This window comes from Micromonospora sp. NPDC047812 (assembly GCF_040704175.1).
Lineage (GTDB): Bacteria > Actinomycetota > Actinomycetes > Mycobacteriales > Micromonosporaceae > Micromonospora.
Window position 1 is genome coordinate 1,410,039 of the sequence record NZ_JBEYRY010000002.1, and the last position, 23,830, is coordinate 1,433,868.

Annotated in this window: 24 protein-coding genes; 2 read left to right on the forward strand and 22 right to left on the reverse strand. The window is 73.0% G+C overall.

Translation table 11 applies throughout. The features are described from left to right. Positions 1–94 precede the first annotated feature (94 nt). The 5 genes from pheA to AB0883_RS14425 form a co-directional block, all read right to left on the reverse strand. A complete protein-coding gene (gene pheA, locus AB0883_RS14405; RefSeq protein WP_366641570.1) occupies positions 95–1,048 on the reverse strand; it encodes a prephenate dehydratase in 954 nt (317 codons plus the stop codon). Positions 1,049–1,057: 9 nt separating this feature from the next. Next, positions 1,058–1,555, reverse strand: coding sequence for a hypothetical protein (locus AB0883_RS14410; RefSeq protein WP_366641745.1), 498 nt, complete (start codon positions 1,553–1,555; stop codon positions 1,058–1,060). 260 nt (positions 1,556–1,815) lie between these two features. Beyond that, positions 1,816–2,205 (reverse strand): ACT domain-containing protein, encoded by a 390-nt coding sequence (locus AB0883_RS14415; RefSeq protein WP_121397477.1) that lies wholly within the window; start codon positions 2,203–2,205, stop codon positions 1,816–1,818. Between the two features lie 75 nt (positions 2,206–2,280). Next, complete coding sequence (locus tag AB0883_RS14420) at positions 2,281–2,739, reverse strand: hypothetical protein (RefSeq protein ID WP_366641571.1); 459 nt, start codon at positions 2,737–2,739, stop codon at positions 2,281–2,283. A gap of 175 nt (positions 2,740–2,914) precedes the next feature. After that, positions 2,915–3,655, reverse strand: coding sequence for a hypothetical protein (locus AB0883_RS14425; protein ID WP_366641572.1), 741 nt, complete (start codon positions 3,653–3,655; stop codon positions 2,915–2,917). 163 nt (positions 3,656–3,818) lie between these two features. Here AB0883_RS14425 and AB0883_RS14430 point away from each other — a divergent pair, with 163 nt between their 5' ends. Next, a complete protein-coding gene (locus AB0883_RS14430; protein WP_121397480.1) occupies positions 3,819–5,051 on the forward strand; it encodes an arginine deiminase in 1,233 nt (410 codons plus the stop codon). Positions 5,052–5,251: 200 nt separating this feature from the next. Here AB0883_RS14430 and AB0883_RS14435 read toward each other — a convergent pair whose 3' ends face one another. The 12 genes from AB0883_RS14435 to AB0883_RS14490 all read right to left on the reverse strand — a co-directional run bounded on the left by AB0883_RS14435 (position 5,252) and on the right by AB0883_RS14490 (position 17,290). Beyond that, entirely contained in the window at positions 5,252–6,136 is an 885-nt protein-coding gene (locus tag AB0883_RS14435) for a DUF5926 family protein (RefSeq protein ID WP_366641573.1), read from the reverse strand. 60 nt (positions 6,137–6,196) lie between these two features. Then, the gene (locus AB0883_RS14440) at positions 6,197–6,613 is read right to left on the reverse strand and encodes an ATP-binding protein (protein WP_366641746.1); all 417 of its coding nucleotides are present in this window, start codon (positions 6,611–6,613) and stop codon (positions 6,197–6,199) included. Between the two features lie 68 nt (positions 6,614–6,681). Continuing rightward, positions 6,682–8,139: an ATP-binding protein gene (locus AB0883_RS14445; protein WP_366641574.1), complete on the reverse strand. Its 1,458-nt coding sequence runs from the start codon at positions 8,137–8,139 to the stop codon at positions 6,682–6,684. A 73-nt stretch (positions 8,140–8,212) separates the two neighbouring features. Beyond that, positions 8,213–9,004, reverse strand: a complete 792-nt coding sequence (locus tag AB0883_RS14450; protein WP_366641575.1) for a glycerophosphodiester phosphodiesterase family protein — start codon at positions 9,002–9,004, stop codon at positions 8,213–8,215. Positions 9,005–9,014: 10 nt separating this feature from the next. Next, on the reverse strand, positions 9,015–9,350 hold the full coding sequence (locus AB0883_RS14455) for a rhodanese-like domain-containing protein (RefSeq protein WP_366641576.1): 336 nt from the start codon (positions 9,348–9,350) through the stop codon (positions 9,015–9,017). A 52-nt stretch (positions 9,351–9,402) separates the two neighbouring features. Further along, positions 9,403–10,320, reverse strand: coding sequence for an LCP family protein (locus AB0883_RS14460; RefSeq protein ID WP_366641577.1), 918 nt, complete (start codon positions 10,318–10,320; stop codon positions 9,403–9,405). 293 nt (positions 10,321–10,613) lie between these two features. Next, on the reverse strand, positions 10,614–11,828 hold the full coding sequence (locus AB0883_RS14465) for an LCP family protein (protein ID WP_366641578.1): 1,215 nt from the start codon (positions 11,826–11,828) through the stop codon (positions 10,614–10,616). 231 nt (positions 11,829–12,059) lie between these two features. Beyond that, positions 12,060–13,295, reverse strand: coding sequence for an LCP family protein (locus AB0883_RS14470; RefSeq protein WP_366641579.1), 1,236 nt, complete (start codon positions 13,293–13,295; stop codon positions 12,060–12,062). Between the two features lie 76 nt (positions 13,296–13,371). Continuing rightward, on the reverse strand, positions 13,372–14,346 hold the full coding sequence (locus tag AB0883_RS14475) for a UDP-glucuronic acid decarboxylase family protein (protein ID WP_366641580.1): 975 nt from the start codon (positions 14,344–14,346) through the stop codon (positions 13,372–13,374). A 101-nt stretch (positions 14,347–14,447) separates the two neighbouring features. Next, positions 14,448–16,121: a cation acetate symporter gene (locus AB0883_RS14480; protein ID WP_366641581.1), complete on the reverse strand. Its 1,674-nt coding sequence runs from the start codon at positions 16,119–16,121 to the stop codon at positions 14,448–14,450. After that, positions 16,099–16,470 carry a DUF485 domain-containing protein gene (locus AB0883_RS14485; RefSeq protein WP_366641582.1) on the reverse strand — a complete coding sequence of 124 codons (372 nt, stop codon included), beginning with the start codon at positions 16,468–16,470 and terminating at the stop codon, positions 16,099–16,101. The genes AB0883_RS14480 and AB0883_RS14485 overlap by 23 nt, the downstream gene beginning before the upstream one ends. Positions 16,471–16,678: 208 nt before the next feature. Beyond that, complete coding sequence (locus AB0883_RS14490; protein ID WP_366641747.1) at positions 16,679–17,290, reverse strand: flavin reductase family protein; 612 nt, start codon at positions 17,288–17,290, stop codon at positions 16,679–16,681. A 117-nt stretch (positions 17,291–17,407) separates the two neighbouring features. On the opposite strand from AB0883_RS14490, the gene AB0883_RS14495 reads away from it, so the two are divergent. Beyond that, positions 17,408–18,238 (forward strand): M23 family metallopeptidase, encoded by an 831-nt coding sequence (locus tag AB0883_RS14495; RefSeq protein ID WP_366641583.1) that lies wholly within the window; start codon positions 17,408–17,410, stop codon positions 18,236–18,238. A gap of 109 nt (positions 18,239–18,347) precedes the next feature. Here AB0883_RS14495 and AB0883_RS14500 read toward each other — a convergent pair whose 3' ends face one another. The 5 genes from AB0883_RS14500 to AB0883_RS14520 all read right to left on the reverse strand — a co-directional run bounded on the left by AB0883_RS14500 (position 18,348) and on the right by AB0883_RS14520 (position 23,830). Continuing rightward, the gene (locus AB0883_RS14500; RefSeq protein WP_366641584.1) at positions 18,348–18,773 is read right to left on the reverse strand and encodes a hypothetical protein; all 426 of its coding nucleotides are present in this window, start codon (positions 18,771–18,773) and stop codon (positions 18,348–18,350) included. Between the two features lie 282 nt (positions 18,774–19,055). After that, positions 19,056–19,550 carry an SRPBCC family protein gene (locus AB0883_RS14505; protein WP_366641585.1) on the reverse strand — a complete coding sequence of 165 codons (495 nt, stop codon included), beginning with the start codon at positions 19,548–19,550 and terminating at the stop codon, positions 19,056–19,058. Positions 19,551–19,624: 74 nt separating this feature from the next. Continuing rightward, positions 19,625–21,325 carry an ABC transporter permease gene (locus AB0883_RS14510; RefSeq protein ID WP_366641586.1) on the reverse strand — a complete coding sequence of 567 codons (1,701 nt, stop codon included), beginning with the start codon at positions 21,323–21,325 and terminating at the stop codon, positions 19,625–19,627. After that, entirely contained in the window at positions 21,310–22,074 is a 765-nt protein-coding gene (locus AB0883_RS14515; protein WP_366641587.1) for an ABC transporter ATP-binding protein, read from the reverse strand. The genes AB0883_RS14510 and AB0883_RS14515 overlap by 16 nt, the downstream gene beginning before the upstream one ends. A gap of 115 nt (positions 22,075–22,189) precedes the next feature. Then, positions 22,190–23,830 carry a cation acetate symporter gene (locus AB0883_RS14520; RefSeq protein ID WP_366641588.1) on the reverse strand — a complete coding sequence of 547 codons (1,641 nt, stop codon included), beginning with the start codon at positions 23,828–23,830 and terminating at the stop codon, positions 22,190–22,192.

Sequence of the window (23,830 nt, forward strand, 5' to 3'; positions counted from 1 at the left end):
CCCGCGCCGACCGGCCCCGCCGGATCCGACGCGGGTCGGGGGCGGTGCCGTTGCGGGGGCCGCGGTCGGCTGCGGTGCGGTTCCGGGACTGCCGTCAGCTGAGGTCGCCGGCGCGGAGGCGGGCCAGCCAGGCGGCGGCGTCGGCGTAGTCGGCGTCCGAGAGGCCGGCGGGCGCCGGGATCGGGCGGTCGCCCGTCCCGGGGAACCGGTGCCGGGGGTACGAGCCCAGGAAGCGCACGTCGGCGCAGACCCGGCGCAGCCCCTGCAACGCCTCGCCGAGCCGCACGTCCGCCACGTGCCCGGCGCAGTCGAGGAAGAAGACGTACCGGCCGAGCGCCTCGCCGGTCGGGCGGGACTCGATCCGGCTCATGTTGATCCCACGCACGGCCAGCTCCATCAGCACCGACAGCAGCGCGCCGACCCGGTCGTGGGCGATGTAGACCGCCAGGGACGTCACGTCGTCGCCGGTCGGCGGCGGGGGCGGCCCGGGGCGGGACACCAGCGCGAAGCGGGTCACCGCGTCCGGGTGGTCGGCGATCTTGTCGGCGAGCACGTCCAGCCGGTGCCGGGCGGCACCGATCGGGGCGCAGATCGCCGCGTCGTACTCGCCGGCGGCGGCTCCGGCGGCGGCCGCGCCGTTGGAGAGCACGTCGACCACGACCGCGTCGGGCAGGTGCGCGCGCAGCCAACCCCGGCACTGGGTGGACGCCTGCGGGTGGGCGGCGACGCTGCGCACGTGCGGGAACGTCGTGCCGGGCCGCGCGGCGAGCACGAACTCGACCGGCAGGATCACCTCGCGGGTGATCACCAGGGGCTCGCCCTCGGCGAGTTCGTCCAGGGTCACCCCGACCGCGCCGCCGATCGAGTTCTCCAGCGGCACCAGGGCCGAATCCGCCTCCCCGGCCCGTACGCTCTCCAGCGCCTCGGGGACGCTGCGGGCCGGCGTGCGGCTGCCCCGCTCCGCAGCGGGGATGCTGTTCAACGCCTGCTCGGCGAAGGTGCCCTCCGGCCCGAGGTAGACGAAGCGCGTCGGCGGTGTTCCCGGCATGGCGACAGCCTACGCACCCGGTACGCCGAGCGACCCGCCCTCGCAGACGCGCGTCCGGATGCCGGGCGGCCCGGCGGCGCGGACCTCGGCGGTGCAGACGTCGGTGCCGGCGGTGACCAGCCGCGGGGCACCCGGCCTGCCCTGGGTGATCACCTGGAGCGTCTCGTGCCCGGTCACGTCGAGCACCGTGTAGTGCCACTCGCCGGCGCAGAGCGGTCCGGTCCGCACCCGCACCCGGACGCCGTTCGGCAGCACGCCACCCCGGCCCCGCACCAGGTCGACGATCCGTGTTCCCGAGGGGCCGTCCGGGCACGGGACCGCGACCAGGCCGGGGTCGACCGTGGGGGTGATACCCCCGGTGCCGGGCAGGCCGGTGGCGGGCGGGGGCGTGGGCGCGGCGCTGGGCGTGGCGGGGACCGCGGTGCGGGTCGGGGCGGTGGTCGGGGCGGGGCGGCGCAGCTCCGGTGGGGTGCCGCAGCCGGCGAGGGGCAGCGCGGCCAGCAGCACGACGGCTGCGAGGCGGCGGGCGCACGCCGGCGGGGCCGGGCGGGACGACGCGCGGACGAGCGGCAGGGACGGAGCCGTCGGCCGGTCGGTCGGGGCGCACGGCTGAACCGCTCCGGGCCGGGCGGCGTGGCCGGGCGGTCGGGCGGGCGTGGCGTGGCGCGAGGGGGTGGGCGGCACGGCCGATCCTCGGGACATCGGGGAGCGTCACTGCGGCCGGGAGGCCGAGCCCATCCTAGGAGGAACCGGCGGCCGGGTGAAGATCAGCCGAGGACGCGATGGCCGGCACGCTCCAGCGCGGCGGTGGCCTCGCGGAGCCGCACGGCGGGAACCAGCAGGTAGTCGGTGTCGTAGGTGGAGAAGGCGACCACGCTGACCCGGGCCGCGGCGAGCGGGTCCACCAGCGCGGCGAGGGTGCCGCTGACCGCCAGGTCGAGCGGTTCGGCGACCCGCAGGCAGCGCCAGGCGGTCTCGCCGACGGCCTGCTCGGGCGCCCGGTCGGCGGGGCAGATCAGCGAGATCCCGTCGGCCGTCCAGCTCACCGTGACGACGTCGCCGTTGCTCAGCCCGCCCGACAACTCGGGCGGCAGGGCGGAGCCGGCGGCCAGGCGGCACACGGCGTACTTCCCCGGCAGCAGAGCGATATCGAGCATGAGGGCACCTTACGGCCTCGGTGCGGGCCCGCCCCAGATTCGCCGCGTGCGGCGAACGCCACATCCCGCCGCTGGTCAGACCGGGGAGAAGAACGTGAGCGAACCGGCGACCGTCCCGCTGGTGAACACCGGGGTGGAGATCGCGTCGACGGTCGAGTCCGGCGCGTCGGTCGATGCGGCCTGGACCCGGAGCAGCCCTCGGGCCAGGCGCCCGGAGGAGAGGGCCAGCAGCGGGGGGATCTTGTCGATCTCGGGCTCGGTCAGCTCGCAGCGGTTGGCGGTGAAGTCGAGCAGCCGTAGCCCGCCGTCGAGCAGCGGCAGCCCGGTCACGTCCTCCGGGTCGCCCAGGCAGAGCAGCTCGCAACCGGCGACGGAGACGGCGACGACCCTCGTCCCGGAGTCGATCAGCAGGCACGGCTCGTCGGCGTGGGAGACGGTCGACGACCACCGACCGAGATTGTCGAACTCCTGCCCTGTCGATGTTCCCGCCGCGGGCACGAACACGTCAGAGAGCGAGAGTTCGACGTGGGCCACCGCGCCTCCTATGTACACCGACGGTCCGTCCACGCTAGCCGGTCGTCGCGGGTGACGCCGACCGCGCGTGGTCGCCGGGCCGCCGGTGGGTGAGGGATGCCCTGACCAGACGGCCGGCGACGGCGCGACCGACGGGTGCCGACCGGCACCCGGGCGCGTGGCGTCGCCGGTGACGTTACCGTCGGTTGGCCGGCTTGTCAGCGGCCGTTCGGCCGCCCTCGTACCACCGGTAGTCCGCAGCGGGGCGGTAAGCGCCGTTCGCCCAGGTCTCCGGGTGCTGCGCGACCCGGGAGAGCTTCTCGGCCGTGGCCGGACTGATCCGGCTGCCCCCGGCGACGAGCAGGCGGTCCAGCTCGCGGTGGGTGGCCATGAGGCAGTCCTTTGGCAGGCCGTAGACGCTGATGACGCCGGAGCCGACGAAGGTCAGCACCGGCGTCACCGGGATCGGCAGCCCCACGGCGTCGGAGAGGGCCTTGCTGGCGCGCTTGGCGTCGCGGCGGGCCTCGGCCACGTAGGGCGGTCGCTTGCCGTTGATCTGGACCACGTCGCCGGCCACCAGGACCCGGGCCCGGCCGTGGTCGGCGATGGTGACCGCGAAGAGCCCGCTCGGCCCGATGGCGAGGAAGCCGGCCCGTTCGTCGCGCTCGTGGTCGAGCAGGAGGTCGGAGGCGTCCGTGCGGGGCCACTCGATGACGTGCCACGCGGGCCCGAGATGGTCGAGCCGGCCGAGCGCCCGTGCCCCGGCCGCCTCCAGCCGTCGGGCGCCCCGTTCCGCCCTGCGGCGACGGGCCCACTCCAACGGGGACGGACGGACGGGTGCGAGCACCCCCGGCGACTCCACGCGGGGGTGTGGCACCGCCGCGGGCGGCAGTGCCCGGGCGGACGGTACGGCTTGACGAGCGGGAAAGACAGTCATCGCGACCTCCGGCAAAAGGTCCCTCGAAGTTATGTCCTCACTACCCTACGTTGCCAGTCCCCTGTGTCGGCAAGTTGGAACGCCGGAGTGAGTGCGGATGAATGCCATATTCATCCACCCCTGTTTTATCGGATGCCGCCAAACCCTGCCCTACGCTGCGAGGGTGACCCACTACGTGGACAGCGAAGTCGGTCGGCTCGGGACGGTGCTGCTGCACCGCCCCGGTCCTGAGCTCGCCCGGCTCACCCCCCGCAACAACGACTCGCTCCTCTTCGACGCCATCCCGTGGGTCGGCCGCGCCCAGGAGGAGCACGACGCCTTCGCCGCGGCCCTGCGCGAGCGCGGCGTCGAGGTGCTCTACCTTGCCACCCTCCTCGCCGAGACGCTCGCCGTCGCCGACGCGCGGGCCGAGCTCACCGAGGAGGTGCTCCGCTCGCCCAGGCTCGGCGACTCGCTGCGCGCCCGGGTCGCCGACCACCTCGCGTACCTCGACCCCGTCGCGCTCGCCGACGTGCTCATCGCCGGGCTGGCCCACGAGGAACTCCGGGTCAGCCGGGAGCGGCCGGGCGGCCTCGTCTACACCCTGATGGACCGGCACGACTTCGTCATCGACCCGCTGCCCAACCTGCTGTTCACCCGGGACTCCTCGTTCTGGGTCGGCGACCGGGTCGGGGTGACCAGCCTGGCGATGCCGGCGCGGCGGCGGGAGACCACGCTGACCGACGCCATCTACCGGCACCACCCGCGCTTCGCCGGCACCGAACTCGTCTACCAGCCCGGCCTGGAGCACCTGGAGGGCGGCGACGTGCTGTTGCTCGCGCCGGGGGTGCTGGCCGTCGGGGTGGGCGAGCGGACCACGCCCGCCGGCGCGGAACGCCTCGCCCGGCAGGTCTTCGCCGCCGGGCTCGCGCACACCATCCTCGTCGTCCCGATCGCCCAGGAACGGGCGACCATGCATCTCGACACCGTCTGCACGATGGTGGACGTCGACGCCGTGCTGATGTACCCGAACATCGCCCACACGCTGTCGGCGTACACGGTGATCGCCGGGGCGGACGGTGAGGACCCGAGGGTGGACGGCCCGGCGCCGTTCCTGCGGGCCGCCGCCGACGCGATGGACCTGCCCCAGCTCCGGGTCATCGACACCGGCCTGGACCCGGTCACCGCGGAACGCGAGCAGTGGGACGACGGCAACAACACCCTCGCGATCGCGCCCCGGCTCTGCGTGGGCTACGAGCGCAACACGGAGACCAACGCGCAGCTGGAGCGGGCCGGCATCGAGGTGATCCCGATCGCCGGCTCGGAGCTGGGCTCGGGCCGGGGCGGACCGCGCTGCATGTCCTGCCCGCTGGTCCGCGAGCCGCTGGGCGGGCCGGCAACGGCACCTCTGCCGTAGGGAGAAGGCCCGTCCCGGGCGTCGCAGGCACCCGTCAGGGCCCCGCGAGCACTGCCCGCAGCACCCGCCGGGACCCGCGGGCACTGCCCGCAGGCACCCGCGGGCGCTCGCAGGCACCCGCCGGGCGTCGCAGGCCCAAAGCCGGAGACCGGAGGCCCTCGCCGGGGCCGCCGAGCGGCGGCTCCGGCGAGGGCCCCGGCTCAGCGCAGGGTGAGCTGGCGGCCGAGCAGGCCGTGGCGGGCCCGGCGGCCGGCGGCGTCCAGCGGGGCGGGCTCGGCGAGCGCCTCCGCGTACCGCTTGGCGAAGTCGGCGACCGGCTGCTCCCAGTCGGCGGCCGGGACGTCCTCCGGCAGGTCCCACACCGGCACCAGCCGGCCGTGGGCCCGGAACATGCCCGCGAACCGGGTGTTCTCGCCGAGCACCAGCGTGCCGGCGACGCTCAGCCGGGCCAGCGCGTCCAGCGCGGCGTCCTCGTCGTCGGGCAGCACCCAGCGCACGTGCGCCTTCTCCGGCACCTGGCACCAGTACGCGGCCCGGGCGGCGGCGAGCCGCACGGTGGGGTAGATCGCGGCGTTCGCCCGCTCCAGGGACGCCTGCACGTTCGGGTCGTCGCCGGCCCCCGGGTCGAGCCAGAACTCGAACCCGTCGTGCATGCTGACCTCCAGCGGGCCGTCGACGAGGACGTCCTGCAACCGGGGGCCGGGGCCGGGCAGCGGCGGCACGGGCACCGGGCGGCCCGGCTCGACCCGCAGCGCGCAGAGCAGCGCCTCGGCCAGGTCCCGGGAGACGTCGCCCGACTGGAGGTGACGCTGGAGCCCGATGAGGACCCGCCCGTCCGGCTTGGTCATGGCGGGGGTGGCCATCGGCAGCACGGTGGCCAGGGTGACCTCCCGGTCGCCGAACTCCTCGACCAGGGCGGGGGCCAGCCGCAGTGGCGCCGAGGCGGCCGGCACCAGTTCCCGCAGGGCGATCCACTCCGGCTCGTCGGTCAGCCCCTCGAACGGTCGGGGCACGAAGATGTCCCGTACCTTTTCCCGCTTGGGGGTGGCTTCGGCGGCCCGCTGGCTCTTTCGACGCTTGCTCACGGCGAGACAGCCTAGAGGCCCCCGCCGTTCGGCGGGGGCAGGACCCGCCCTCGCGGTCGGTCAGCCGGCCACGGCCAGGTCCGACCGGGTGACGTCGGCAGGGTCGAACTCGGCCCACACGCTCTGGCCCAGGCCGTCCCGCTCGACGCCCCAGCGGTCGGCCAGCCCCGAGACGATGTGCAGCCCCCGGCCGTCGACGGCGTCGGTGTCGGCGATCCGCATCGTGGGGCCCGCTGCGGCGCCGCCGTCGGTCACCCGGAGCTGCACCTGCTGGCCGTCGGGCGAGTGGCGCAGCCGCCAGGCCACCCGGACCACTCCGCCGGGCAGCGGATCGGCGTGCCGGATCGCGTTGCCGACCAGCTCGGCCAGGACCGCGACGAGGTCGGCGAGGAGCGGCGGGGGTACGACGGCGGCCAGTTCCTCGGCGAGGCGTCGCCTCGCCACCCGCGCCCCAGCGGCGTGGTGGGGCACCACCACGCACCACGCCCGATCGGCAGCTCCCGTCGACACCTTCGTCCCCTCACGCCCCCGTTGCCCGTCGCCGGTCACCCGCGGGGCAGCCGCACCTCTGCGACCGTACCGCCACCGGCCCTCGGCCGTAGGGATACCCATCCATTCTGCTGTTCAACGATCCGGCGGACGAGATAGAGGCCGAGTCCGGCCCCGGCGTAGCGGCGGCGGTCGCCCGACTCGCCCTGCCAGAACCGGTCGAAGGCCCGCTCCACGTGCTCCGGCCGGATGCCGATGCCCCGGTCGCGGACCTGGAAGGAGACCGTCGACCCGTCCGCGTCGGCGGTGATCTCGATGAGCGAGCCCGGCGCGGAGTACTTGCCGGCGTTCGTGCACAGCTCCGTGAGCACGGTGGCCAGGCTCAGCCGGTGGCCGAGCGCCTTGGGCAGGTCCGCGGGGAGGCGGAGGACGAGCCGCTGCCGCAGCTCTGCCGGCAGGTCGACCGCCGCCGCGCGCAGCGCGTCACCGAGGTCGTACGGGGCGGGGGGCTCGTCGCCCGGCCCCGACTCGGCGGCGGAGGAGAGCAGCCGGTCCACCAGCCGGGCCAGCTCGTTGGCGCGTTGCCCGATCACGCGGGCGGCCTGCCGCCGATCGGTCTCGGTCAGCGACTCCCAGTGGTCGGTGAGCGTGTCCGCGTAGCCCTTGATCACGGTCACCGGCGTACGCAGCTCGTGGCTGGTCACCGCCACGAACAGGTCCCGGTCGTGGTCGCGGCGCTGCTGGTCGGTGATGTCCCGGAAGGTGACCACCCGCAGGGTGCCGGGGCCGGGCAGCTCGCCGGAGGTGATCTTCAGCCAGCGGCCGTCCGGCATCCGGTGGTCGAGCACCCGCCCGGACGGGGGCAGCGGGAAGGGCAGCGGCCGGTTGAGCGCCTGGGCCACGGAACGGCCGGTGACCCGGGCGGCGGCCGGGTTCCAGAGCCGGACGTGGTTGTCCCGGTCCACCACGGCCAGGCCGTCCGCCAGCGCCGCCACCACCGGCCCGTCGCCGTGCACGGGCAGCCCGGTCTGGTCGCCGTACAGGTGGGCGATGCAGGAGGCCACGTAGCCCGCGACGGCGTGCCGCTCGGCGTCCAGCGGGTCGTCGCCGTCGGGGTAGAGCACGTGCAGGCTGCCGACCGTCAGCCCGCCGATCTCCGCGCGGGAGACCACCATCCGGAGCAGGCCCCGCTCGGCGAGTTCACCGCAGAGCCTGCCGGTGAGCTCGTCCGTGCGGACCTGGCGTACCCGCGCGCCGGAGAGCAGGCAGACGGTGGCGGGGTCGTCGGCCGGCACGGGGTGGCCGACGGCCCACTCGGCGGCGCCGGTCGCGGCGATCACCCGGCCGCCGGTCGGCGCGAACTCGACGAACGCCGTGCCCGCCGCGCCGAGCGCCGACCGGGCCACGCGGAGCAGGTGGGTGAGCACCGGAAGGCCGGTGCCGCCCGAGTTGGTCATTTCGATCACCGTGGTGTGGCCGGCGATGAGAGCGGAGAGGTCGGTGCGCTCCGGCATCCTCCGAGTGTGCCCCGCCGGTCCGCCCCGGGACACCCCTGCCCGACCCGGCCTCCGCCCGGCGCCACCCCGGTCAGCGGCCCAGGCTGGCCAGCGTGTGCGCCGGCCGGTCGGTGATGATGCCGTCCACCCCGGCGGCCAGGACGAGGTCCAGGTCCGCCGGCTCGTTGACGGTCCACACGAAGACCTGGTTGCCCGCCGCCCGCAGGGCGGGCACCAACTGCGGGCGGGCCCGCACCAGGGCGACGCCGGGGCCGGCGATCCGGGTGCCGAACGGCAGCCGCCCCAGCCGTACCCAGCGCGGCAGCACGTCCAGCAGCAGCACCGTGGGCAGCGCGGGGGCCAGCCCCCGGACCCGGCGTACGGCCAGCGGCGAGAACGACATGACGGTGACCCGTACCGGATCGTCCGGTTCCGGCTCGGCCAGGCCGTACCGGCGCAGCAGCGCGACGAGCCGGCGCTCGACGTTCCCGCCGTGGCGGGAGGGGTGCTTGGTCTCGATCAGCAGCCGCACCGGCCTGCCCGCGGCCAGCACCGCGTCGAGCAGCCGCTCCAGGGTGAGCAGCCGGGTGTGCGACTCGTCCAGCACCTCGTCGCCGTCAGCGGGGACGCAGCCGGGGTGCCAGGAGCCGAAGTCCAGCGCCTCCAGCTCGGCGAGGGTACGGGCGCTGACCAGCCCCTGGCCGTTGCTGGTGCGGTCGAGCCGGCGGTCGTGCACGCAGACCAGGTGCCCGTCCCGGGTCAGCCGGACGTCGCACTCCAGCCCGTCCGCGCCCTCGTCGAGGGCCCGCAGGTAGGCCGCGAGGGTGTGCTCGGGCAGGTCGTGGGAGGAACCGCGGTGGGCGAAGACGAGAGGGGCGTCCATCCCGCCCGTCCTAGAGGACCCGGCCCGGCTGCCCGTCCTCGCCGACCACCGGTCGCCCGGCGGCGGCCCACTCGCCCATCCCGCCCTCGACGTTGCGCACCTGGTCCCAGCCGTTGCGCATCAGGTACGTGACGACCTGTGCGGAGCGCCCGCCGGAGCGGCAGATGACGGCGACGTCGCGGTCGGTCGGCACCTCGGCGATGCGGGCCGGCAGTTCCATCATCGGCAGGTGGTGCGCCCCGGGGGCGTGGCCGGCGTGCCACTCGTCGTCCTCCCGGACGTCGAGCAGGTACGCGTCGTCGGCGATCTCGGTCACGGTCACGGTGGGAACCTGGGATCCGAACACGGGCCAAGCCTAGATCCTCGCCCGGACGGCCGGTGGCGGGCCGCCCCCGGAGTCACAACCGGGTGACCCACCGGGGGTTGGCCCGCGCCCAGTCCGGGACGCGGGTGCCGCGTACCGCCTCGAAGAGGCCGTTCCCGCCGTTGTCGAGCACCACGTACGACACCTGGTCGATGGTCTGGGGGTGGGAGGGGACCTGCACGCCGCGCAGCGCGTCGGCCGGCAGCTCGCGCAGCGCGACGACCAGGTCCTCCAGCGGTACGCCGTTGGTGTCCACGGTCAACGAGGCGCCCACGGCGCGGATCACCTGGTCCAGCTTGACCGGGTTGGTCCGCAGCGACGTCTCACTCGTGCGCTCCAGCATCGCCCGGAGCAGTTGTTGCTGGTGGGTCTGCCGGTCGTAGTCGCCGTTCGGCAGGTCGTAGCGCTGCCGGACGTAGTCCAGCGCCTGGCCGCCGTCCATCTGCTGGCAGCCGGGCGGGAAGACGCGGTCGGTGTGGATCGAGCGGACCTCGGTGTCGACGCACATGCGTACGCCGCCGAGCAGGTCGATGACCTTGCGGAGACCGGAGAAGTCGATCAGGGCCGCGCCGTCGAAGCGGATGCCGGTCAGCCGGGACAGGGTGGCCGAGAGCAGCCGGGTGCCCGCCTGGCCGCCGCCGCCGTGCTCGTACGCCGCGTTGATCTTGTCCTGGCCGCCGCCGTAGCCGTTGCCGGCGGGGATGGCGACGAGCAGGTCCCGGGGGACGGAGACCAGGTACGCCTCCCGCCCGCCGGCGGGGACGTGCACGATGAGGATGGTGTCCGAGCGTCGGTCCGCCGCGCTGCCGCTCTGCCACCGGTCGGTCCCCACCAGCAGGTAGTTCAGCGGCCCGTCGGGGTCGGTGCGCTCCCGGCGGGCGGTGGGGTCGAGCAGTTGCTCCCGGACGACGCTGCCCTCGTACCGGTCGGTCAGCGCATTCAGGCCCGCCACGGCGAGCCCGGCCAGCAGGACCAGGGCCAGGCCCAGGCCGAGCAGCAGCCGGGGCCAGCGGACGCGGGGCGGCCGGGCGGGCCGGGCGTCGGCCCCGGCCCGGCCCCGACCGTCGCCCGTCGATCTGGACGTGACGCCTCCCCGCGACCCGTACGTGAATGCTTCTCACGTCAGGCTACGAGGCGACCAGGGCGACCCGGGCCGCTTCGCCGACATTGCCCGGTCCGGGCCGCTTCGCCGACTCCCCGGCCCGGCCGGTCATCCGGCGGGCCGGTATCCCCGGTCGGGCCCGACTACTCGCGGCTGGAGACCACCTCGGGGTTGGCGAAGACGAACTCGGCCAGCTTGTCCTGCTTCGCCGCGCGGAACATGTCCAGCGTCTGCTCGCTGAGCGTCTCGCGGGTGCCGTCGCTGTGGAAGGTGCCGCCGTTGGTCTTGAGCATCACCAGGTCGTTGCCGGTCACCCCGCGCATGGTGAAGACGAAGTCGGGGACCGGCACGCCGCCGGTGTCGAGGATGAACGCCTTACCGGCCGCGTCCATCAGCTTGTTCAGCTTGATCGGGTTGGTCAGCGTCCCGTCCTCGGTGGCCTTCTTCGCCATCGCCTTGATCAGCTGCTGCTGGTTCTGCTGCCGGTCGTAGTCGCCGTTCTTGAGGCTCTTGCGCTGCCGGGAGTAGTCCAGCGCCGCCCAGCCCTCCATCTCGCGGCAGCCCTTCTTGTGCACCACGGGCGTCCGCTGCTTGCCGGTCTTCTTCGCGTCGGCGTTCCACATCGGCTTGCCGTCGACGTACGACATGTGGATCGACTCGACCTCCTGCTTGACGCAGATGCGCACGGTGCCGAGGGCCTCGATGACGTTCTTGAATCCGCCGAAGTTGATGATCGCCGCGCCGTCGAAGCTGATCCCGGTCATCTTCTTGATCGTCTGCGCCATCAGCTGGGCGCCGCCCTCCCAGCCGCCGCCGTTGCGGGCGCCGGCCTGGAACGCCGCGTTGATCTTGTCGGTGCCGCCCTTGTAGCCGCTCGGCCTGAAGGCCGGGATCTGGGCCTCGGTGTCCCGGGGGATCGAGATCAGGTACGCCTGGTCGTGCGTCGCCGGGATGTGCAGCACGATGATGCTGTCCGCCCGCACGTCGTCGGCGGCCCACCGCTCCCGGGCGTCCACACCGAGCAGCAGCATGTCGATCGGGCCGTCCAGGCTGGCGCCACCCTCGGCGTCGGTCTTGCCCGCGTCGCCGAGCAGGTTGCGCTGGGCGATGTTGCCGGTGGCGCTGCTGATCAGCGCCTTGCTGCCGACGATGGCCGCACCGCTGGCGACCATCAGCACGGCGCCGAAGATCAGGGTGAGTCGGGCCCAGAGCGGGTCCTTGCGGCGCGACCGCTTCTTGGCGGACCCGCCACCGGGCCTGCCGCCCTTGACGGGCTGCTTCGGGATGCTCGTGGAGGCCCGGACCGGGCCACGGGGGGAATCCAGCGCCGGAGGGCGACGGCTGGTCTGAACCGGCATGCGTGCTCCAGCTCGCGTTGTCAGGGGGCGGGATCACTTTACGGACGCTTTCCCGTCCTGGCGAGGTCGTCCGACCGTCGAATACCGTTCGTACGGCCGTCATCCAGGAAAACTGACCGAACGGACAGATCGATACGGCTGGTCGGCGGTTGGCTCACAGGAAGCGGTCGGCCGGCCCCCCGAAACGTGATGACGTTGGTCGATCACGGGAGGGCCGGCCGGCGGGGCTGGTCAGTTTCCGGTGCCGTCCTTCTTCTGGTTGGCCTCGACCCAGGCCGTCATGGTGTCGGCCGACATCGCCTTGTACATGGTCAGCGCCTTCTCCTTGTCCGACACCACCACCGACTCCCCGTTGATGGTCTGGCTGCCGACGTGCGGGCTGGTCACGAAGGTGAGGTTCTCGCCGCGCAGGTTGCGGAACTGGACCCCCATGTCGACCAGCGAGAAACTCTGGTCGACGGTGACCGCGGCGGTGACCGACTTGAGGAAGTCGTTCAGCTTCTTCGGATTGGTCAGCGTGCCCGTGCTCGCCGCCTTGTCCATCAGGGCGCGGAGGAACTCCTGCTGGTGCCGCATCCGGGCGAAGTCGCCGTCCGGGAACTGCTTGCGCTGCCGGATCCAGTCCAGCGCCTCGGCGCCGTCCATGTGGTTGGTGCCCTTGGTGAACGTCCGGTACGGCTTGTGGATCGAGGTGATGGTCCGCTCGACCTTCAGGTCGACGCCGCCGAGGGCGTCGGTGACCTGCTTGAAGCCGGCGAAGTCGATCGCCATCACGTGGTCGAGCCGCACGTCGGTGAAGCACTCCACCGTCCGGACGGCCAGCGGCAGCCCGCCGAAGGCGAAGGCAGCGTTGATCTTCCCCCGCTGCCCGGTGCCGCAGTCCGCGTTGGCGCCCTCCGGGATCGGCACGTAGAGGTCGCGGGGGATGGAGACCAGGTATGCCTTCTGGTGGTCCGACGGGATGTGCATCACGATGATCGTGTCGGCCCGCCACTTGCTGGACTTGTCCACCGGGGCGTCCGGGTCCCGGGAGTCGCTGCCCACCAGCAGGATGTTCAGGGCGCCGTCCACCGCCTTGGCCGGGCGGCCCCCGGTGATCTCCGAGAACGGGTCGGTGCGGGCCAGGTCGTCGTTCAGGCCCCGGGCGTAGAACCAGGCGCCCGCCCCGCCGAGCAGCGCGAGCACCAGCACGGCCACGCCGGCGACCAGGGCGATCCGGCCCCACCGGGGGCGGACGCCGCGCCGGCCCGGCCGGTCAGGCCCGCCCGGGTCGCCCGGTCCGGCCGGTCCGCCCGGTCCCGCGGGACCGCCCGGGCCGCCTGCGCGTGGCTCGTCCGCCGCCGGGGACCAGCGGGCCTCGGCCGGCCGGGCGCGTCCGGCGTCCCGGCCGGGGCCGGGCACCGAGGCGCGCCCGGCGCTGCGGTGCAGGTGCGGGAGTGGAACTCCGGCGGGCATGGTCGCTGACATGTAACTCAGGGTACGTACGCGCGGCCACTGTCGCCCCGTAGCGCCGCCGACGTGTGCGCCGGCGGCGGCACGCCCGCTAGACCATCCGCTCGCGGAAGTACTCGATGGTGCGGCGCAGGCCGTCCTCGGGCGCCACGGTCGGCTCGTATCCGAGCAGCTCGCGGGCGAGGGTCAGGTCCGGGCGGCGCATCTCCGGGTCGTCGGCGCTGCGGGTGATGTAGGTCACCTCGGAGCTGCTCCCGGTGAGCGACACGATCGTCTCGGCCAGCTGCCGCATGCTCATCTCGTGCTCGGTGCCGCAGTTGATCGGCCCCGTCTCGCCGGAGTCGAGCAGCAGCAGGATGCCGTGCACCAGGTCGGACACATAGCAGATCGACCGGGTCTGGTTGCCGGTGCCGTGCACGGTGATCGGCTCGCCGCGCAGCGCCTGGGAGATGAAGGTCGGGATGGCCCGGCCGTCGTCCGGGCGCATCCGCGGGCCGTACGTGTTGAAGATCCGGACGATGGCCGTGTCCAGCCCGCGGCTGCGGTGGTAGGCCATGGTGGCCGCCTCGGAGAAGCGCTTCGCCTCGTCGTAGACGCTGCGGATGCCGATCGGGTTGACGTTGCCCCAGTACGACTCGGGCTGCGGGTGCTCCTTCGGGTCCCCGTACGCCTCGGAGGTGGAGGCCATCAGGAAGCGGGCGCCGTCGGCGACCGCGCGGTCCAGCAGGTGCAGGGTGGCCACCGAGCCGACGCGGAGGATCTCCACCGGCAGCTTCTCGAAGTCGGTCGGGCTCGCCGGCGAGGCCATGTGCAGGATGGCGTCGAACCGCTCGGCCATCGCCGGGTGGGTCGGCAGGCCGTCGGAGATGTCGGCCTCGACCAGGGTGAAGTTCGGCTCGTCCAGCAGGTGGGCGACGTTCTCCTTCGACCCGGTGACGAAGTTGTCGAGCGCGACCACGGTGCAGCCGCGAGCGATCAGGGCGTCCACCAGGTGCGACGGTACGAAGCCGGCGCCGCCCGTGACGAGGATGCGGTGACCGGGTCCGAAGCGGGCAACAGCGTTCATGCCGGTCAGCCTACCCACTGCGCCGAGCCGCCCTGACGCAAGGAATCGCCCCTCGTCGTCGCCGACGACGAGGGGCGATTCCCCGCACCTGTGGGAGGCCGTCAGTGGGCGCCGGCGCCGGTGACGGAACGCACCTCCAGCTCCGCGTACTTCTCCTCGTCGTGCTCCTTGGAGATCACGGTGCCGATCCACCCGCACAGGAAGCCGAACGGGATGGACAGGATGCCCGGGTTGGACAGCGGGAACCACTGCCAGTCCTGCTCGGGGAACATCGAGGTGGGCGCGCCGGAGACCACCGGCGAGAAGAAGACCAGCAGTACGGCGGAGAGCAGGCCGCCGTAGATGGCCCACACCGCGCCCGAGGTGTTGAACCGCCGCCAGAACAGGCTGTAGAGGATCGCCGGCAGGTTGCCGGAGGCGGCCACCGCGAAGGCCAGCGCCACCAGGAAGGCCACGTTCAGGTTCTGCGCGTAGATCGACAGCACGATCGAGATCGCGCCGATCACCAGGGCGGAGACCCGGGCGACCCTGACCTCCTGCCGCTCGGACGCCGTCCCGTCCTTGATCACGTTGGCGTAGAAGTCGTGCGCCAGGCTGGACGAGGAGGCCAGGGTCAGGCCGGCCACCACGGCCAGGATCGTGGCGAAGGCGACCGCCGCGATGATCGCGAGCAGGGTGGCGCCACCCAGGTCGCCGCCGAGGAAGTCGATGCCGAGCGCCTCGGCGAGCTGCGGCGCGGCCGTGTTGCCGGCCTTGTCCTGAGCGATGATCGCCTCGCTGCCGACCAGCGCCGCCGCGCCGAAGCCGAGGGCCAGGGTGAGCAGGTAGAAGGTGCCGATGATGCCGATCGCCCAGAGCACGCTCTTGCGGGCCGCCTTGGCCGTCGGGACGGTGTAGAAGCGGATCAGGATGTGCGGCAGGCCGGCGGTGCCGAGCACCAGCGCGATGCCGAGCGACAGCAGGTCCATCTTGTTGTAGAAGGTCTGCGTCGGATTGCCGGCCACCTCCACGCCGTACCGCCCGCCCGGCTTGAGGAAGCTCTCTCCCTTGCCCGATGCAGCCGCCGCGTCGCCGAGCAGGGCGGAAAGGTTGAACTTGTAGTGCGCCAGCACCAGCAGGGTCATCACGAGGGCGCCACCCATCAGCAGGAACGCCTTGACGATCTGCACGTAGGTGGTGCCCTTCATGCCGCCCACCGTGACGTAGATGATCATCAGGGCGCCTACCATGATGATGGTGGCGACCTTCGCGGTGTCGGCGTCCATGCCGAGGAACGTGGTGCCAGGCTTGATGCCGAGCAGCAGCGCGACCAGCGCGCCCGCGCCGACCATCTGCGCCAGCAGGTAGAAGATCGACACGGTGATGGTGGAGACGGCCGCGGCGGTCCGCACCGGGCGCTGGCGCATCCGGAAGGCCAGCACGTCGGCCATCGTGTAGCGGCCGGAGTTGCGCAGCAGTTCGGCGACGAGCAGCAGCGCGACCAGCCAGGCGACCAGGAAGCCGATGGAGTAGAGGAAGCCGTCGTAGCCGTACAGGGCGATCATGCCGGCGATGCCGAGGAACGACGCGGCCGACATGTAGTCGCCGCCGATCGCCATGCCGTTCTGGAACCCGGAGAAGGAGCGCCCGCCGGCGTAGAAGTCGGTGGCCGTCTTGGTCTGCCGGCTGGCCCAGATGGTGATCACCAGGGTCACCGCCACGAAGACCAGGAACAGGGCGATGGTGAGGTTGCGGGCGGTGGTGTCGCCCGCCTCAGCCGCGAGGACCGTGTTCATGGCCCACCTCCCCCATCTCGGCGCGGATCCGGTCGGCGACCGGGTCGATTTTCCGGTCGGCGAACCGCGCGTAGAGCCAGGCGATGAGGAACGTGGAGACGAACTGGAGCAGGCCGAAGACGAGGGCGACGTTGATGTTGCTGCCGAAGAGCTTCGTGCCCATGAAGTCCCGCGCGTACGCGGACAGGATCACGTAGAGCGCGTACCACAGGAAGAACGCGACGGTCATCGGGAAGATGAAGCCGCGCAGCGTGCGCCGCAACCCGGCGAACTCGTCCGACCGCTGTACGGCCAGGTACCGGTCCGCCGCCGTGGTCGACGGCGTGGACGGGGGTGTGTCCGTGGACATTTGTGGATCACCACCTTCACAGGCGTGGGGAGTTTCGCGCACGGTAGGAAGCGCGCTCCCCGCCGGGGAAGGGCGAGATCGACGTCGGTCGGCGGCTGCGCCGAACGGCACGGTGGCTGCGCCGAGTGACGCAGCTCACTCCGTTCACCGGTCACGGGCGCGGCCCGGGTGGGCCGAACGGTCGCCCGGTCGCCGCCGGTCGCGGTTGTCAGGTCAGCTCGCGGTACCGGCCCCGGTAGTGCAGCAGCGGGTCCGTCTCCCCGACCAGCTCGACGGCCTCGATGGTGGCCTCCACCAGCAGGCCCCAGCCGTACTCGCGGGCGGTGTCGAGCCGGCATCCCGCCCAGCCGCCGGCGTCGGCCGGCACCGGACCGTAGGGGGTGTCGGTCCACGTGCCGGTGGCGAACAGGCCGCCGGGGGACGGGAAGAGGCCCGCGAACCGGTCGGCGAGCTGCCGGTGCGATGGGCCCAGCGGGGCCACCGCGAAGCGGCCGGCGGACTCGACCGCCGCCCACAGGTCGGACTCCGGGTCGACCAGGCCGAGCAGCCGGTCCGGCTCGCCCTCCGCGACCAGCGTCGAGGAGACCGTCAGGCCCGCCGGCTCCGGCGCCGTCCAGAGCGTCACCGGCGACGCCAGCCGACCCCGCAACCGGCGTACGGGCGAGCGTTGGTCGGCGGGCACGGCGAACGGGTCGATGTGGTGGATCTCGGCGCCCGGCTCTTGATTCACGTGAAACATTGTGGGGCCTGTCCCGCCCCGACGGGCCCGGACCGCGTGGTGGCCGCTCTTCTCAGCTCCTGCGCGTCCCGCTCCGGTCAGCCCTGCGGCGGTCGACGCGCCCGGCCTGGCTACCTCACGGAGAGGACTCGCGCGACTTCCAGAAGCGATCGTGGAGAAGCTCTTGCCCCCCAACGGAAGTGGCCTTAAGTTGCATCGATGATCCTCAGCGAGGAGCCTCGCCCCGACCCTTCTCGGAATGCCAGCCATGGCGATCTGCGGCCCAGGGATCTCGGTGGCATCGCCTATCTGCGGGGACTTTCGCGACGGGGGTTCATCACAAGCGCCGCGTTGGCGGCATCCGGGGTGTCGGCCGCCTTTGCTCTGCTGCCCGGCTCCGCTCAGGCCGCTGGCAGCTATCAAAGGCCGTGCGGCAATGTTCGGATTTCGAGTTCTTGGCAGGACCACCGGAACCGGATGCCGCCCTCGGGTGAGCCGGGCACCGACTACGCGGTCGGAACCGGCACCCCCGTCATGGCCGCGGCGAACGGCACGATCCGTTTCGTGAAGACCGACACCTCCACCGCGACCGGGCGCGTCGTGGGGATGGCCCATGACGATGGCAATTACACCCGGCACCTGCACTTGTCGAGGATCGCCGTCTCAACCGGTCAACGTGTGTCGCGAGGCCAGACGATCGCGTACTCCGGCGCCTCGGCGAACGGCAGCGACTACGGTGTTGGACCGCATGTGCATACGAGTCTCTGGCTGAACACCGGCAGTCCGACGGATTTCCGCGCGACGGTGGATTTCGAGAACTACGTCGGAGACGTCGCCAACCCGAACCCGCCCGACCAGGAGGTAGATGAAGTGTTCATCGCGAATGTAAAGGGCAGCTGGTATCTCATCGTCCCCCAGGGCACCGGTAAGCCGCGGGCAGTGGTCCTTGGTGGCGACAGCAATGCCGCCGCTTCCGGCCTCCCCGTCCTGAACTTCAGCTGGGATCCGTCGATCAATGCACTCAGGGCCGCGGTCGACGGCATCGGTTGATGCGGCCCGGCGCGTCGTCGCCGGGGGACCCGTAGCGCTGATTCGCAGGAATCGACTGCGAGCAGGCCGACCTGGCGAGGGCCGTCTCGTGGCCGGCCACATCACCGGATCAAGTAGTTTCAGCAGACTTGATGCGCAGGTTCAGCAGCATGTCCGCAAAGGTCTGGGGCCCGAATCGCGCCGCCACTATGTGCACCGGTGAACACGTCATGTCCAGTGTCACATCGCCCATGGGGCGCCTCTCGACGCCGGTCACCACCAGAGTCGTTTCCCGCACGGTGACGTCTTCGATGGTGACGTCGTAGCCCAGAACAGCGCGGGTCCCTACCGAGAGCATGATGACCGTCTCACGGGTGAGATCCACCGGCGGCGGGGGCGGGACGGGCTGCCTGCCAGCATTGAGCGATGCCCAGTGCTGCGCCCATGACCCGGATCGGCGGATCAGAAAAAGGCCGAAACTCGACGCGGCGCCAGCTGTGGCCTGCCCGTGGTACAGGGTGCGGAAGTTCGCGGTGCGTCCGGACGATCTGCTCACCGGCCGACCCTACCGGCACTGACCCACGGGACAGCGTTCCCCTTTTCCGGCGCAGCCGCACGAATGTCCCTGCCTTCCGGCATGTGGCGGCAAAAGGCGTCTTCCGTCGCTTGAGATCCTGGAGGTTCTTCGCCCCTCGAGGGGCCGTTCCTTTCCAAGATCTTGTAGCGGGTCGCTGCGGGGCACCTCGTTCGGTGCCGGCCGGGCACCAGCCGAGGCCGCCCGCCGAGGACGGTGATCGCGCGGCGGTGAGGGCCGCGGGTGCGCGTACCGCTGGAGGGGTCAGTCGTCGGCGGTGAGTGACCGGCGGGCGGCGGCCAGCACCTCCGGGTCCGTGCAGCCGGCGGCGTACCCGGCGATCCGGCGGCGGATGTCGCGGCCGAGCAGCCAGGACCCGATCCGGTCCGCGACCGGGCGGAGGAACGCGGGCCGGCAGCGGAAGCTGTACCGCCAGGTGGCGATCGCGTGCCCGGGCTCCGGGGCGGGCGCGAACCGCCAGCCGCCGGCGAACATCTCGAAGAACCACGGCCCGCGCACCATCTTCATCCCGACGTGGCTCGGCGGGGCCCAGGAGACGTACTCGCTCACCATCGCCAGGCCGTGCCGGGAGCGGGTGAAGGTCCGCACCCCCTTGCCGGGTCGGGTCGCCCCGTCGGTGAAGTGCTGCTCGCGCACGAACGGGTCCCACCGGTAGCGCACGGGCGCGGTGGTCTGGGAGACCGCGAAGGCCACCTCGGGCGGGACCGGCACGGTGATCACCGCTTCGACGACGGGCATCAGGCCATTGTGCCGCCGACCGGCAACCACCGCGTCCGACGTGCGCCGGCCCGCCCTCCGCGCCCGGCCCGCCGTCAGCGGCGCGGGGTCACCGCGGTGAGCAGCTCCGGCATCCGGCGGTCCAGCACGTCACCGGCCAGGTACGCGCCGAGCAGCGCCACCCCCAGGCCGTACGCCGCCCCGAGCGGCAGGGCCAGCCAGAGCCAGGCGTCGCCGAGCAGCCCGGCGGCCACCACCATCGGCACCGCCGCCACCGCGGTGGCGAGCATCGCCAGCAGGGTGAGGAAGCTCTTCGCGATCCCGGCGCCGGTGTTCAACGCGAACGGGTTGCTCGTCTCCGGCAGCGAGTACGCCCCGAGCACCGAGACGAAGCAGTTCACCGCCAGCCCCGCGCCGTACGTGGCGAACAGGGTGCCCGCCATCAGCCCGATCCAGCCGGGCTCGCCGACGACCACCGCGACGACCACGGAGATCACCACCAGCATCGGCAGGACGTAGAGCGAGAACGCGGCCATCCGGGCGCGCAGCTCCTGCTGGCCGGAGACGCCCGCGACCACGTTCGCCGCGTACGCGCTGCCGTCGAAGCCGAACTGGTTGGCCAGGGTCACGGCGGCGAGCAGCCCGACGAAGAGCATCGACAGGCTGGACAGCACCGGGGACGAGTCGAGACTGGCGTTGAACCCCTCGGCGCTGTCGATGGTGAAGCCCGAGCCACCCAGGTTGACCATGACCGGTACGAAGAGACCGACGACCGCGACGGTGATCAGGTTGGCCCGCCGTCGGGCGTCCCGCCACCAGTAGCGGGCCTCCCGGGCGACGAGGGCGCCGAACCGGTCCCGCCGGGCCCAGCCGACCGCCCTCGGGAAGAGCTGGGCGACCGCTCCGCCGGTCGCGCCGCGCTGGGCGCGGGCCGGCCCGGCACTGACCGTGCCCACCATCGCGGACTCGAGCGAGCGGGACCACCAGGCCAGCAGCGCGACGATCGTCGCCGCCGTGATCAGCAGCTTCACCGGCGCGGCCCAGAGGCGGCCCTCGGCCACGTCGATGCCGGCCGTCCAGGGCGCGCCGAACGGGGTCCAGCCGACCACCTCGGCCACCCCGTCGAGGCGGTCCCAGTCGGCGTCGGAGAGGGCGGCGACGCCCAGGAGCTGCAACGGCCCGAGCAGCGCGGCGAGCACGGCGAGCAGCACGGCGGCCAGGTCACGGACCCGGCGGGACCGCAGCGCCGTGGCGAAGGCGCTGGTCACCGCCCGGGCCGCCGCGACGCAGAGCAGCAGCCCGGCGACCACCCCGACGAGGGCGACCGCGGCGGCCGACCAGCCGCCCAGCGCCCCGGCGGTGACCACCAGCCCGCACAGGGCCAGCAGCACGGAGATCGTGGGGACGCTGACGAATGCGGCGGCGAACAGCCCGGTGACGAGCGTGCGGCGGGGCAGCGGCAGCAGCGCGAACCGGGCCGGGTCCAGCGTCTCGTCCACCCCGAAGAAGACCAGCGGCAGCAGCAGCCAGCCGAGCACCGTCAGGCCACCACCGAAGGCGGCGACCATCAGCGCGTAGCGGCTCTCGTCGGCCAGGCCGGGCGCGGCGAAGAGGAAGAAGCCGGTGCCGGCGAACCAGAGCCCGGCCACCGCGCCGCCCACGAAGAGGGCGACCCGCCAGCCCTGGCCCCGGAAGTTGTTGCCCATCACCCGCAGCTTGAGCCGGACGAAGTGCCGGGCGGAGACCCGCCGGACGGGCTGGGCGGAGACGGTCGGTTCGGTCACCGCGACAGCCACGCCAACTCCTCGCCGGTCGCCGTACGGCCGCCGACCACCTCGACGAAGACCTGCTCCAGCGAGCGGCCGCCGCGCACCTCGTCGATGGGGCCGACCCGCTTGATGGTGCCCGCCGCCAGGATCGCCACGTGCGAGCAGATCCGCTCGACGACCTCCATCACGTGGCTGGAGAAGACGACGGTGCCGCCCCCGGTCACGTACCGGTGCAGGATGTCCCGGATCAGCGCGGCCGAGACCGGGTCGACCGCCTCGAAGGGCTCGTCGAGGACCAGCAGCCGGGGCCCGTGCAACAGGGCACAGGCCAGGCCGATCTTCTTCTTCATGCCCGCCGAGTAGTCGACCACCAGTGTCCGGCCGGCGTCGCCGAGCGCGAGCACGTCCAGCAGCTCCGCCGCCCGCTGGTCGACCACCGCCGGGTCCATCCCCCGCAGCAGACCGTGGTACGCGAGCAGCTCCGCGCCGCTGAGCCGGTCGAAGAGCCGTACGCCGTCGGGCATGACGCCGAGCAGCTGCTTCGCCTGCACCGGGTCGGCCCAGACGTCGTGACCGAGCACCCGGGCGTCGCCGGCGTCCGGCCGGAGCAGCCCGACCGCCATCGACAGGGTGGTGGTCTTGCCCGCTCCGTTCGGGCCGAGCAGGCCGTAGAAGGAGCCGGCTGGCACGTCGAGGTCGACACCGGCGACGGCGACCTTGCCGTCGAAGTGTTTCGCCAGGCCACGCAGGGAGAGCGCCGGGTGCTCAGCAGTCATGCGTCGACCGTATCCGGCCGCGACCAGCCGTTTCTCCGGCCGCGGGATGATCCCCGGTCATCCCCAAGTCGTACCCCCCCCCGCGACCTGCGTCGTCGTCGGGGCGACCGGCGCCCTACAGCCGCAGCGCCTCCGGGGCGTGCAGGCGGAGCATGGTGGCGCCGACGTCGGCCGGCGCCCGGCGGCGGGTCGCCATCGAGACCGCCACCATCACGGCGAAGGCGAGCGGCACCGTCCAGGCGGCCGGCTGCGCGGTGAGCGTGGCCGGCCAGCCGGACAGCGGCGGGCCGAGCACCGTGACCAGCACCGCCCCGACCGCCGCGCCGCCGCCGACCAGGATCCCGGCGGCGGCGCCGAGGTCGGTCAGGCCCCGCCACCAGATGCCGAGCACCAGCAGGGGGCAGAAGCTGGACGCGGCGACCGCGAAGGCCAGCCCGACGACCTGGGACACGTCCAGCCCGGCGAGGTTGAGCGCGAGGACCGTCGGCACGGTTCCGGCGATCACCGTGGCGAGCCGGAAACCGCGTACCGAGCCGCGCCCCAGCACGTCCGTGGAGATCACCCCCGCGACGCTGGTGAGCAGCCCGGAGGAGGTGGAGAGGAAGGCCGCGAACGCGCCGGCCGCGACCAGCGCGGCGAGCATCCGGCCGACCGTGCCGTCGCCGAGCGCGGCGCCGGGCAGCAGCACCACCACCGCGTCGGTCTGCCCGCTCAGCAGCAGCTGCGGGGTGTAGATCCGGCCCAGCACCCCGTAGATGGTGGGCAGCAGGTAGAACGCGCCGACGAGGGCGAGCACCACGAGCGTGGTGCGGCGGGCGGCGGCACCGTCGGGGTTGGTGTAGAAGCGGACCAGCACGTGCGGCAGTCCCATGGTGCCGAGGAACGTCGCCAGGATCAGCGAGTAGGTGGCGAACAGGCCCCGGTCGTCGTCCCCGGCGGCGCTGGGCAGCAGCCAGTCGGCGGCGTCCGTGGCCACCCCGGACACCTCCGGCACCGGGTCGCCGGCGGCGAAGGACAGCTCGTCGCCGGGGCGTACCTCCTGGATCCGACCGTCGGGGAGGGTGAGGGTCGCGCGGTGCTCGACCACGACGGTGGTCGCGGTCCGGAACGTCGGCCCGTCGGGCGGGGTCACCGCCGGGCGGGCGTCGGCCTGCCACTGCAACGCCAGGAAGATCGCCGGTACGGCCAGCGCGGTCAGCTTCAGCCAGTACTGGAAGGCCTGGACGAAGGTGATCGCGCGCATGCCGCCGAGCGCGACGTTCGCGGTGACCACCACGGCCACCAGCAGGGCCCCCAACGGGTACGGCGAGCCGGTCACCGTGGCCAGCGTCAGCCCCGCCCCCTGGAGCTGCGGCACGAGGTAGAGCCAGCCGATGAAGATCACGAAGGCGGTGGCCAGGGTACGCAGCCGACGCGACCCGAGCCGCAGCTCGCAGAAGTCCGGCAGGGTGAACGCGCCGGAGCGGCGCAGCGGGGCGGCCACGAACAGCAGCAGGGCGAGGTAGCCGGCGGCGAAGCCGACGGGGTACCAGAGCACGTCGACGCCGTACTTGAGGATCAGCCCGGCGACCCCGAGGAAGCTCGCCGCCGACAGGTACTCCCCGCCGATCGCGGCGGCGTTCCAGGTCGGGCTGATCGCCCGCGAGGCGACCAGGAAGTCGGAGGTGGTACGCGCCAGCCGCAGCCCGTAGAAGCCGATGCCGACGGTGACCAGGGTGACCGCCACGATGGCCGGTACGACGAAGCCGTTGCCCAC